Source organism: Pseudomonas brassicacearum, assembly GCF_918698105.1.
GTDB lineage: Bacteria > Pseudomonadota > Gammaproteobacteria > Pseudomonadales > Pseudomonadaceae > Aquipseudomonas > Aquipseudomonas brassicacearum_F.
In genome coordinates, this window is record NZ_CAKKMI010000127.1 from 1 (window position 1) to 11,544 (window position 11,544).

Below are 11,544 nucleotides of genomic sequence, written 5' to 3' on the forward strand. Positions count from 1 at the left end.
CCGCTGGGCTGCGCAGCGGCCCCAAAATCTTACGGTCGCTGCGCAACCGAGCGGGAGCAAGCTCCCTCGCCACAGGGATTGCGTGCGTTTGGAGCGGGGTTTCGGCACTGAGACAACCTGTCACGCGACAAACGACCACGCCGTTCATCGGCGAGAATGCGGCTACTCTTTGAGCATTGCTTGATCCAGGTCAATACCTTTCGGGGTGTCGGGCTGGCGGCCACCCGGCCAGAGTCCTGCGTTGTGACGGTTTTAAAAAAGAACGATTTGAAAAGCATCGCACTCCATATCCCTGGGGATTGTGATGCAGGCCCCGCCCGCAGCCGGTTTTACCTGACAGAGGAAGACTTATGTTCGGTTTGGAGGCGCTCGATCTCGCCCGAATCCAGTTCGCGTTCACCATCTCGTTCCACATCCTGTTCCCGGCCATCACCATTGGCCTGGCGAGTTACCTGGCGGTACTCGAAGGTTTGTGGCTCAAGACCCGCGATGACACCTACCGCGACCTGTACCACTTCTGGTCGAAGATATTTGCCGTCAACTTCGGCATGGGGGTGGTGTCCGGGTTGGTCATGGCCTATCAGTTCGGGACCAACTGGAGCCGTTTCTCGGACTTCGCCGGTGCGGTGACCGGGCCGTTGCTGACCTACGAGGTGCTCACGGCGTTTTTCCTCGAGGCGGGTTTCCTGGGCGTAATGCTGTTCGGCTGGAATCGCGTTGGCCGCGGGCTGCATTTCTTTTCCACGGTCATGGTGGCGATCGGCACCCTGATCTCGACCTTCTGGATCCTGTCCTCCAACAGCTGGATGCAAACCCCCCAGGGCTACGAAATCATCGACGGCCGGGTGATCCCGGTGGACTGGCTGGCGGTGGTGTTCAACCCCTCGTTCCCCTATCGATTGCTGCACATGTCCACCGCCGCGTTTGTCGCCACGGCGTTCTTCGTCGGCTCGTCGGCGGCCTGGCATTTGCTGCGTGGTCGCGACAACCCGGCCATCCGCCGGATGCTGTCGATGGCGATGTGGATGGCCTTGCTGGTGGCGCCGATACAAGCGGTCATCGGCGACTTCCATGGCCTGAACACCCTCAAGCATCAACCGGCAAAAATCGCCGCCATCGAGGGTCACTGGGAAAACGTCGGCAATGAACCGACCCCGCTGATCCTGTTCGGTCTGCCAGACATGAAGGCGGAAAAGACCAAATACGCCGTGGAAATTCCTTACCTGGGCAGCCTGATCCTGACCCACAGCCTGGACAAGCAGGTGCCGGCCCTCAAGGAGTTCCCGCCTGAGGACCGACCGAACTCGACCATCGTGTTCTGGTCGTTCCGGGTCATGGTCGGCCTTGGGCTGCTGATGATTTTCACCGGCTTGTGCAGCCTTTGGCTGCGCCGCAACGATCGGATCTATCAGTCCCGGCCGTTCCTCTACATGGTGCTGTGGATGGGGCCGTCCGGCCTGGTCGCGATCCTGGCCGGCTGGTTTACCACGGAGATCGGCCGCCAGCCGTGGGTGGTCTATGGCCTGATGCGCACGGCCGATGCGTCGTCCGGCCACAGCTTCGCCCAGATGAGCATCACCCTGGTGCTGTTCGTCGTGGTGTATTTCGCGCTGTTCGGCGCCGGCCTGAGCTACATGATGCGTCTGGTGCGCAAGGGGCCGGAGGCCCACGAAACCGAGCCGAGCGATGGTGGCCCGGGCCAGAAACGTACGCCGGCGCGGCCATTGTCGGCCGCCGATGACGGCGACGACACGGACCATAACGAACGCTCGAACAAGGGGAATTGAATCATGGGTATTGATCTTCCGCTGATCTGGGCCGTGGTCATCATCTTCGGCATCATGATGTACGTGGTCATGGACGGCTTCGACCTGGGGATCGGTATTCTCTTCCCCTTCGTCAAGGGCGAGCGCGACCGCGACGTGATGATGAACACCGTGGCACCGGTCTGGGACGGTAACGAAACCTGGCTGGTGCTGGGCGGTGCGGGGTTGTTCGGGGCGTTTCCGCTGGCTTATTCGGTGGTGCTTTCGGCGCTGTACCTGCCGCTGATCCTGATGCTCATCGGCTTGATCTTCCGCGGCGTGGCCTTCGAATTCCGCTTCAAGGCCAAGGCTGAGAAGCGCCACCTCTGGGACAAGGCATTCATTGGCGGTTCGCTGACGGCCACCTTCTTCCAAGGCGTGGCGCTGGGGGCGTTCATCGACGGCTTCGAGGTGGTCAACCGCCAGTTCGCCGGCGGTTCCCTGGACTGGTTCACGCCATTCACGGTGTTCTGCGGCCTGGCGTTGATCGCCGCCTACGCATTGCTCGGCTGCACCTGGCTAATCATGAAGACCGAGGGCAAGTTGCAAGAGCAGATGCATGATCTGGCCCGGCCGCTGGCGATCGTGGTGCTGGCCGTGATCGGCATCGTCAGCGTCTGGACACCGCTGGCCCACGCGGACATCGCGGCCCGTTGGTTCACCTTGCCGAACCTGTTCTGGTTCCTGCCGGTGCCGATCCTGGTGCTGGTGACCATGTACGGTTTGTTTCGCGCCGTGGCACGCAATGCCAACTACACGCCCTTCATCCTGACCCTGGTGCTGATCTTCCTCGGCTACAGCGGCCTGGGCATCAGCCTGTGGCCGAACATCGTGCCGCCGTCCATCTCGATCTGGGACGCCTCGTCACCGCCCCAGAGCCAGGGCTTCATGTTGGTCGGCACGCTGTTCATCATTCCGTTGATCCTGGTGTACACCTTCTGGAGCTACTACGTGTTCCGCGGCAAGGTGACCCACGACGACGGTTACCATTGAGGACGTCGAGCATGGCCAAACCTGACTTGAAAGACATCGAGGCCGCCGAAAGCAAACCACTCTGGCAGCGGCTCGGCTGGCTGGCGCTGATCTGGGCCGGCAGCGTGCTGGCGCTGTTCATCGTCGCCAGCCTGATGCGGATGTTCATGAATGCCGCGGGCCTGACCACCCACTGAGGTTGTTGTGGGAGCAAGCTTTTGCTCCCACAAAGGACCCTTTACTTACGGGCCTTGAGGATCACGAATTTCGGCGTGGCGGCCACTTGCTCGACACCGCGAAACAACCGCGCCAGTTTGCTGTGGTAGCCCAGGTGCCGGTTGCCGACGATGTACAACGCGCCGCCCACCACCAGCGCTTCGCGAGCCTGCTGGAACATCCGCCAGGCGAGGAAGTCGCCCACCACTTGCTGCTGGTGGAACGGCGGATTGCACAGCACCACGTCCAGCGACTGCACCTCTTGTCCGGCCAGGCCATCACCGGCTCGGATGATCACTTGCCGTTCGCCCAGGGCCGCGCGCCAATTCTCGGCGGCCGATTGCACGGCCATATACGACTCGTCCACCAAGGTGTAATGGGCCTCGGGGTTGTGCAGGGCGCTGGCGATGGCCAGCACGCCGTTGCCGCATCCCAAGTCCGCGACCCTGGCCGTCCCGAGATTTTTCGGCAGATGTGGCAGGAACGCGCGGGTGCCGATGTCCAGGCCTTCGCGGCAGAACACATTGGCGTGGTTGAGCAGCTCGATCTTCGGCTCGTCCAGCCAGTAACGCGTGGGGTAGGGCGATACGATCGGCGCACTGCCTTTTGAAGCGCCAGCTTGTGGCGTGGCAATCAACAGCCGCGCTTTTTTTTGCGCCAGGGAGGCCTGCACCGGGCCGATATACCGCTCCAGCAAGTCGCCAGCGGCCCGGGGCAGGTGCTTGATCATGGCCCCGGCAATCACTTGGGCGCCTGGCGCGAGTTGGCCTTGCAGGCGAATCAGCTGTTCCTCCAGCAAGGCCAGGGTCTTCGGTACTTTGACCAGGACACGATCGAACGGGCCGTTCAGCGGCTCGCTGGCGGGTAGCGTCGGCACCGCATCGAAGGGGCGAGCGTTGCGCACCAGGTTTTTCTCCAGCGCCTGCAATGCCAGGAAGGAATCACCGCTGCTGGTCACCAGGACGTTGCCTGCCAGGCTGGCCGCCAGGGCGCCGAAACCGTCATTGAGCACCAGGACCCGGGTCTGCGCGTTCGGCTGTTGTTCGGCCAGGTACGCGAGCAGGTATTCATCGGCCGCATCGAAGGCTTGCAGCGGTTCGTTCTGCTGTTCGGGCTGGCGGATCAGGTCGAGTTGGGCGAAAGGGCTGTCGAGCAGGGGCATGGCTGGGACTCTGGAGATCAACGAATGTCCCGCTGCCTGGAGGTAGGTGTCTGTGCGGGACCGCCTGAATGAACGGCGTCGCGTGCAAGAAGCGGCATCATTCAAGTGGAACCGTAAATGGTACGTTTTTTTGTTGCACATTACTCGCGGGTTTTTCAGCCAGGCGCTGTCACTCCACTGTTCAGATCACATGGATCTGGGCGGCTTTTGCCACCGCTGAAATTTTATTGCTGACGTTCAGTTTTCGCATGCAACTGCACACATGGAAATTCACGGTCCGTTCGGAAAGACAGAGAATCCTGCCCACTTCCGACGCCGTCTTGCCTTCGGCAGACCATCTCAACACTTCGATTTCTCTGGGCGACAAGTGATAGTTCTGCTTGACCGTAACGGCGTCGGACAGTTTTTTGCTGGCAAGTGCATGCAGCTGTTGACTGGCAAAAATGGCGTAGCCGAGATTTGCGTAGTGCTCTTCAATATCGATGGGGCAATGGGTTCGTGCAAGGCTGAACAGGCTGCACTGTGCCCCTTGTTCGTCATGAACAGCTTGGGTCCAGCCGTGCTTGAGTCCCTGTCGATTAAGTTCTCGCCACAACTTGGGGGCCTGGGCAAAGACAGTGTCATTCCACAGGATTGGAAGTGCTGATTGATTGCAATGTGCTACTAATGGGTCGTTCGAGACATAACCATTTTGTTCATAAAGTCTATCCCACCCATAAGGGTAGTTATTAAGGTTCACCTTGCTGGTGTGCTTGTCGGGATTTCCTAGATAGGCTGCGAATGCGCAATATTCAAATCCTTGATTGTTAAAGAAATTAAGTACCAGGCGATAGGCCGTCTGGAGGTCTTTTTCACAGGATAACTTCCTCAGTATCAAGTCTTTCCACTTGTCCATCGCTGTCTCCTGGTGATTCATCCTTGTGGATCCAATCCATCATGCGAATTTTTAGTGTAGGACTAATCCTAATTTGTAGTAAATTTTTTTAGATTGTTTACATCTTGAAATATTTAATGAAGTAAGTGCTCTAATCGGTGTCTTTTACAGTGCCTGCAAGTTTGTATAAGTTTTGTAACGGAGTTAACAAGTGAGATAGCAATGCTGGCTAAAGTGCCATTACTTGTCATCGGTGGTGAAGACGCTCGCTTTGCGGGACACTGCAAGTTCGTCCATTGGAGTGGCTTATGACCGACAACGCAGAGAAGTTCACCCGCCAAACCCTGCTCGATGTCCAGCCATTGACGCCCCATTTGTTTACGTTGCGCGCGACCCGGGATCGCGGCTTTCGCTTCCGGGCGGGGCAGTTTGCCCGGCTGGGGGTCGTCAAGGCCGACGGGACCGCCGTCTGGCGGGCCTATTCCATGGTGTCTTCGCCGTTCGATGAGTTTCTCGAATTCTTTTCCATCGTGGTTCCCGATGGCGAGTTCACCAGTGAGCTCAGCCGCCTGCAGCCGGGTGACGAACTGTTGGTGGATCGCCAGGCTTTCGGTTACCTGACATTGGACCGCTTTGTCGATGGTCGGGATTTGTGGCTGTTGTCTACAGGAACGGGTGTGGCGCCGTTTCTTTCTATCCTCCAGGATTTTGAGGCCTGGGAAAAATTCGAGCGGATCATCCTGGTGTATAGCGTGCGCGAAGCGCGGGAGCTGGCGTATCAGGCACTGATCAAGGAACTGCCCCAGCGCGACTACCTGGCCGAGTACGCTCATAAGTTTCGTTTCATTGCGACCGTCACCCGTGAGCAACATCCGGGGGCGCTCAGTGGGCGGATCACCACGCTGATCGAAAATGGCGAGCTGGAGCGGGCGGCCGGCGTAGCGCTGACGCCTGAGCATTCGCGAGTGATGCTGTGCGGCAATCCGCAAATGATCGATGACACACGCCAGTTGCTCAAGACCAGGGGGCTGCAACTGAGCCTGACCCGTCGGCCGGGGCAGGTGGCGGTGGAAAACTACTGGTAGGAAACCCACGCATGTAGGAGCTGTGTAGGAACTGTGTAGGAGCTGTCGAGTGCAACGAGGCTGCGATCTTTCCCCTGGCGCTTGAATCTCAAGCGAAAGATCAAGATCAAGATCAAGAGATCGCAGCCTGCGGCAGCTCCTACACCCCGGCAGGAGCAAGCTCCCTCGGCATGGAGGTGTCAGTGACTGACTGCCTCAGGGCCGCTCGTTCTGGGCCTTGAGCAGATCGCGAATCTCACTGAGCAGCAGTTCTTCCTTGGTCGGAACCGGAGGCGCGCTGGGGGCTACGGCTTCTTCGCGCTTGAGGCGGTTGATCGCCTTGACGCCCATGAAAATGGCGAACGCCACGATGATGAAGTCGAGGGTGCTCTGGATGAATTTACCGTAGGCCAGGACCACGGCAGGCGCATCACCCTGGGCGGCCTTGAGGGTGATGGCCAGGTCACTGAAGTCCACCCCACCAATCAGCAGGCCGATGGGAGGCATGACCACGTCGCCAACGAATGACGAAACGATTTTGCCGAAAGCAGCACCGATGATGATCCCGACGGCCATGTCGACGACATTGCCTTTGACCGCGAAGGCCTTGAACTCGCTTAGCACGCCCATGAGCTATTCCTTGTAACAAAATGAAAGATGAGTGGCAGTGTAAATCAGCCCAACGGGTCCTGCCCGAAACGCCTGCTTACAAAGCTTCAGTTATCGACCTGGTCCCGGGTGAAAAGTTTTCAAAGTGCCATCAATCGCGCGTGATACGCGGTTTCAGCCTGGCGCCCCACAACGTTTTTTCTATCGACGCGGTACGGCATTTCTATTTAGGTTTTCCTTTTTCGAGCACTAGCCTCTGGATGGCGCACATGGATGCGCTCTATAACATCAGAGGAACACGCCTATGAACACTTCCCTTGGCCACGGGGCTTATTCCCATCGCCGCGCTTTTTTTGTGCTGACCGCGAGCCTTTTGTCTTTGTCTGTCAACGCGGCCACCCTGACCCGGGACAACGGTGCGGCTGTCGGTGACAACCAGAACTCGCAAACGGCAGGCCCAAACGGCCCGACATTGTTGCAAGACGTGCAGTTGATCCAGAAGCTCCAGCGCTTTGACCGCGAGCGCATTCCCGAGCGCGTGGTGCATGCCCGTGGGACCGGTGCCCACGGCACCTTCACGGTTTCCGACGATCTCAGCGACCTGACCAAGGCCAAAGTCTTCGCCGCAGGCCAGGTCACGCCAGTGTTCGTGCGCTTTTCTGCCGTGGTGCATGGCAATCATTCGCCGGAAACCCTGCGCGACCCCCGTGGTTTCGCCACGAAGTTCTACACCGCCGACGGTAATTGGGACTTGGTTGGTAACAACTTTCCGACCTTCTTTATCCGCGATGCCATCAAGTTTCCAGACATGGTCCACGCCTTCAAACCTGATCCACGGACTAACCTGGACGATGATTCACGCCGCTTCGATTTCTTCTCCCATGTTCCAGAATCGACCCGCACCCTGACCGAGTTGTATTCCAACGCCGGGACGCCGGCCAGTTATCGTGAAATGGATGGTAATGGTGTACATGCCTACAAACTGGTTAACGCCAAGGGTGAAGTTCATTACGTTAAGTTTCATTGGAAAAGTTTGCAGGGCTTGAAAAATCTCGATCCGAAAGAAGTTGCGAAAGTTCAGGGTCAAGATTACAGCCATATGACGAATGATCTGGTGAGTCATATTAATAAGGGCGACTTCCCGAAGTGGGACTTGTACGTCCAGGTGCTCAATCCACAGGACCTTGCCAAGTTCGACTTCGACCCACTGGACGCGACCAAGATCTGGCCCGGTGTGCCTGAGCGAAAAGTCGGGCAAATGGTCTTGAACCGCAATCCGGCGAACGTCTTCCAGGAAACCGAGCAGGTGGCCATGGCGCCGGCCAATCTGGTGCCAGGCATCGAGCCCTCCGAGGACCGTTTGCTTCAGGGCCGGGTGTTTTCCTACGCCGATACGCAAATGTACCGCCTGGGCGCCAATGCCCTGCAACTGCCGATCAACGCCCCCAAGGTGGCGGTGAACAACGGTAACCAGGACGGCGCGATGAACCCGGGCAGCACCAGCACCGGGGTGAATTATCAGCCGAGCCGCCTGACGCCGCGTGAAGAACCGCAAGCAGCACGCTACAGCCAGGCCGCGTTGAGCGGCAGCACCCAGCAGGCGAAGATCCAGCGTGAGCAGAACTTCAAGCAGGCCGGTGATTTGTATCGTTCGTTCAGCAAGAAAGAGCGTGATGACCTGATCGACAGCTTCGGCGGCTCTTTGGCGACCACCGATGACGAGAGCAAGCACATCATCCTGTCGTTCCTCTACAAGGCCGACCCTGAATACGGCACTGGCGTGGCCCGTGTCGCCAAAGGCGACTTGGCCCGGGTCAAGGCCCTGGCGGAAAAACTGACTGACTGATCCACAGCCAGGCAGGTGCATGACCTGTGGGCGCAAAGCTTGCTCGCGATACGGGCGCTGGGGTCTGAAACCAGACCGAGTTGTCGGCATCGCGGGCAAGCCTTGCTCCCACAACCATGCCCCCACAGTCATCTGCCAGAGGAGGCGTCATGATGCGCAGATTTCTTTTATCGATGCTTGCGACCTGGTCACTGAGCGTACTGGCCGATCAGCCAATACCCACCGAACCGGTCGCCGTACAAGAACAGTTGCAGAACTATTACTTCGACGCCGCTCGCCGGGGCGATGTGCCGATGCTCGAGACTTTTATCGAGGCCGGGTACTCGCTCGATACCCAGGATGAAAAGGGCTACACCGCGCTGATTCTGGCGGCTTATCACGGCCACGGCCCGGCGGTGGAGCGGCTGCTGGCCGCCGGCGCCGATGCCTGTGCCCAGGACAAACGTGGTAACACGGCGTTGATGGGCGCGATTTTCAAGGGCGAAGTGCAGATCGCGCGGCGTTTGTTGTCCACCGATTGCAGCCCTGACCAACGCAACGGCGCCGGGCAGACCGCGGCGATGTATGCCGGCCTGTTCAAACGGGATGAATTGCTCGATGCGTTGAAGGCCAAGGGCGCCGATCTGCAGGCCCAGGACCCGTTGGGCAACACCGCAGTGGATCTGGCGAGAGGTGAAATCAGAATGCCGGCCCCGCGTTGACCCCCGCGTGGGCTATCATCGCGGTTTTTACCCCGGAGTTCAGATGGCCAAGGCAAAGCGCATGTACGGCTGCACCGAGTGCGGCTCGACCTTTCCCAAATGGGCCGGCCAGTGCAGCGAATGCGGGGCCTGGAACACCCTGACCGAAACCATGGTGGAAAGCGGCGGTGCGGCGGCACCCACCGGTCGCACGGGCTGGGCCGGTCAGCAGGCGCAGATCAAGACCCTGGCCGAAGTCAGCGTTGAAGAAATCCCACGTTTCTCCACCGCTTCCGGTGAACTGGACCGCGTGCTGGGCGGCGGCCTGGTGGACGGTTCGGTGGTGCTGATCGGCGGCGATCCGGGCATTGGCAAATCCACCATCTTGTTGCAAACCTTGTGCAACCTCGCCACCCGCATGCCGGCGCTGTACGTCACTGGCGAGGAATCCCAGCAACAGGTCGCCATGCGCGCCCGGCGCCTGGGCTTGCCCCAGGACCAGTTGCGGGTCATGACCGAGACCTGCATCGAGACCATTATCGCTACGGCGCGCCTGGAAAAACCCAAGGTGATGGTGATCGACTCGATCCAGACGATTTTCACCGAACAACTGCAATCGGCCCCGGGCGGCGTGTCCCAGGTGCGCGAAAGCGCGGCGTTACTGGTGCGCTACGCCAAGCAGAGCGGCACGGCGATTTTCCTGGTGGGCCACGTCACCAAGGAAGGGGCGTTGGCGGGGCCGCGGGTGCTGGAGCACATGGTCGATACCGTGTTGTATTTCGAAGGCGAATCCGACGGTCGCCTGCGTTTGCTGCGGGCGGTGAAGAACCGCTTTGGCGCTGTCAACGAACTGGGTGTGTTCGGCATGACCGACAGAGGCCTGAAAGAAGTCTCAAACCCTTCGGCGATCTTTCTGACGCGTGCCCAGGAAGAAGTCCCTGGTAGCGTGGTCATGGCAACGTGGGAAGGCACCCGGCCGATGCTGGTCGAAGTGCAAGCGTTGGTGGATGACAGCCACCTGGCGAACCCGCGCCGGGTCACCTTGGGCCTGGATCAGAATCGGTTGGCCATGTTGCTGGCGGTTTTGCATCGACACGGCGGGATTCCGACTCACGACCAGGACGTTTTCCTCAATGTCGTGGGCGGGGTCAAGGTGCTGGAAACCGCATCCGACTTGGCGTTGATGGCCGCGGTCATGTCCAGCCTGCGCAACCGGCCGCTGCCCCACGACTTGTTGGTGTTCGGCGAAGTGGGGCTTTCAGGCGAAGTGCGGCCGGTACCCAGTGGCCAGGAGCGGCTCAAGGAAGCGGCCAAGCACGGCTTCAAACGCGCCATCGTGCCCAAGGGCAACGCGCCGAAGGAAGCCCCGCCGGGGTTGCAGATTGTTGCGGTGACGCGCCTGGAACAGGCGTTGGATGCGTTGTTCGAATAGCACTGGCAATTGCGCAAGGAACGTATGTGGGAGCAAAGCTTGCTCGTGATGCAGGCGACTCGATTTTACAGGACCGCATCGCCGCCATCGCGGGCAAGCCTTGCTCCCACATGGCCCCCCTTGCCAAAGGGGCGGGGTAGCTCAAATCTGGATCAACGCCGCCAACTCCCGTTCCAGCTCATCATGGTCGGCCAGGTTCAGCTCCACCAGCCGGCGCAGGTGGGCGATGGAATCCAGGTCGATATGCTCGCAGACGAAACCCAGGTGGCCGTGGTCGTCGTGGGTCAATCGAACCTCCATCTTTACTTCTACCTCATTGCTCAGGTGAATGTCGGCGATAAAGGTTTTCTCGGGGTTGCCCGGCCAAGGCTCGGGTTTTTTGATCAACAGCCCCTTGAGTGACAAGTCCAACAGGTCCACCGGCCAGATGTTGGCGCCCTGGATCAGTTCGGTCCTGGCATGGAATTCGATTCGTACGAAGCGGCGTCGATCGCTCATTACGCATTCCCTCTGAAGATTCATTGACTATAGACCCAACTGACGGGGCATCGTCACCGTTCGGCCGCTGACAAACGAATGTCGAGTATGGCCTTTGCCTGGGTTAGCGCTAAACTCCAATGGCTGTCTTTCTTGTCACCCTGGCTGGAATATAAAAATGAAAAACAATAATAGCCTGCTGCGCCATCTACCCTGGTTGCTGCTGGCCGTCGTAGGAGCGTGCGCCCTGGGCGTTGTGGCATTGCGTCGAGGCGAGGCGATCAACGCCCTCTGGATCGTCGTCGCAGCCGTGGCCATCTACCTGGTCGCCTACCGCTACTACAGCCTCTTCATCGCCAACAACGTGATGCAACTCGACGCGCGCCGGGCCACCCCCGCCGTGCTCA

General features: G+C 59.4%; 12 protein-coding genes. 8 read left to right on the forward strand and 4 right to left on the reverse strand.

Going from position 1 to position 11,544, the window contains the following annotated elements:
- Nucleotides 1-350: 350 nt before the first annotated feature.
- From LQ215_RS28385 to LQ215_RS28395, 3 genes are read left to right on the forward strand one after another with little or no spacing between them, the layout of a single operon-like run.
- Entirely contained in the window at nucleotides 351-1,787 is a 1,437-nt protein-coding gene (locus LQ215_RS28385) for a cytochrome ubiquinol oxidase subunit I (protein WP_230153572.1), read from the forward strand.
- 3 nt (nucleotides 1,788-1,790) lie between these two features.
- Nucleotides 1,791-2,798, forward strand: a complete 1,008-nt coding sequence (gene cydB, locus LQ215_RS28390; RefSeq protein ID WP_230153573.1) for a cytochrome d ubiquinol oxidase subunit II — start codon at nucleotides 1,791-1,793, stop codon at nucleotides 2,796-2,798.
- A gap of 11 nt (nucleotides 2,799-2,809) precedes the next feature.
- Entirely contained in the window at nucleotides 2,810-2,974 is a 165-nt protein-coding gene (locus tag LQ215_RS28395; protein ID WP_230153574.1) for a DUF2474 domain-containing protein, read from the forward strand.
- A gap of 41 nt (nucleotides 2,975-3,015) precedes the next feature.
- Here LQ215_RS28395 and LQ215_RS28400 read toward each other — a convergent pair whose 3' ends face one another.
- Both LQ215_RS28400 and LQ215_RS28405 read right to left on the reverse strand, forming a co-directional pair.
- The gene (locus tag LQ215_RS28400) at nucleotides 3,016-4,155 is read right to left on the reverse strand and encodes a methyltransferase (protein ID WP_230153575.1); all 1,140 of its coding nucleotides are present in this window, start codon (nucleotides 4,153-4,155) and stop codon (nucleotides 3,016-3,018) included.
- A 181-nt stretch (nucleotides 4,156-4,336) separates the two neighbouring features.
- Nucleotides 4,337-5,050 carry an autoinducer binding domain-containing protein gene (locus LQ215_RS28405; protein WP_230153576.1) on the reverse strand — a complete coding sequence of 238 codons (714 nt, stop codon included), beginning with the start codon at nucleotides 5,048-5,050 and terminating at the stop codon, nucleotides 4,337-4,339.
- Between the two features lie 287 nt (nucleotides 5,051-5,337).
- Here LQ215_RS28405 and LQ215_RS28410 point away from each other — a divergent pair, with 287 nt between their 5' ends.
- Nucleotides 5,338-6,114 carry a ferredoxin--NADP reductase gene (locus LQ215_RS28410; RefSeq protein ID WP_230153577.1) on the forward strand — a complete coding sequence of 259 codons (777 nt, stop codon included), beginning with the start codon at nucleotides 5,338-5,340 and terminating at the stop codon, nucleotides 6,112-6,114.
- A gap of 195 nt (nucleotides 6,115-6,309) precedes the next feature.
- On the opposite strand, the gene mscL is transcribed toward LQ215_RS28410, so the two are convergent.
- Entirely contained in the window at nucleotides 6,310-6,723 is a 414-nt protein-coding gene (gene mscL / locus LQ215_RS28415) for a large-conductance mechanosensitive channel protein MscL (RefSeq protein WP_230153578.1), read from the reverse strand.
- A 283-nt stretch (nucleotides 6,724-7,006) separates the two neighbouring features.
- Between mscL and katB the strand changes: the two genes are divergently transcribed.
- From katB to radA, 3 genes are all read left to right on the forward strand, one after another.
- Nucleotides 7,007-8,548, forward strand: coding sequence for a catalase KatB (gene katB, locus LQ215_RS28420; protein WP_230153579.1), 1,542 nt, complete (start codon nucleotides 7,007-7,009; stop codon nucleotides 8,546-8,548).
- A 152-nt stretch (nucleotides 8,549-8,700) separates the two neighbouring features.
- Nucleotides 8,701-9,249 (forward strand): ankyrin repeat domain-containing protein, encoded by a 549-nt coding sequence (locus LQ215_RS28425; RefSeq protein WP_230153582.1) that lies wholly within the window; start codon nucleotides 8,701-8,703, stop codon nucleotides 9,247-9,249.
- Nucleotides 9,250-9,292: 43 nt separating this feature from the next.
- Entirely contained in the window at nucleotides 9,293-10,660 is a 1,368-nt protein-coding gene (gene radA, locus LQ215_RS28430) for a DNA repair protein RadA (protein ID WP_230153580.1), read from the forward strand.
- A 141-nt stretch (nucleotides 10,661-10,801) separates the two neighbouring features.
- Here radA and LQ215_RS28435 read toward each other — a convergent pair whose 3' ends face one another.
- Nucleotides 10,802-11,158, reverse strand: coding sequence for a PilZ domain-containing protein (locus LQ215_RS28435; RefSeq protein ID WP_230153581.1), 357 nt, complete (start codon nucleotides 11,156-11,158; stop codon nucleotides 10,802-10,804).
- 157 nt (nucleotides 11,159-11,315) lie between these two features.
- Between LQ215_RS28435 and LQ215_RS28440 the strand changes: the two genes are divergently transcribed.
- Nucleotides 11,316-11,544 (forward strand): carbon starvation CstA family protein (locus LQ215_RS28440; protein WP_290369182.1); only part of this gene is annotated, 229 nt, incomplete at its 3' end.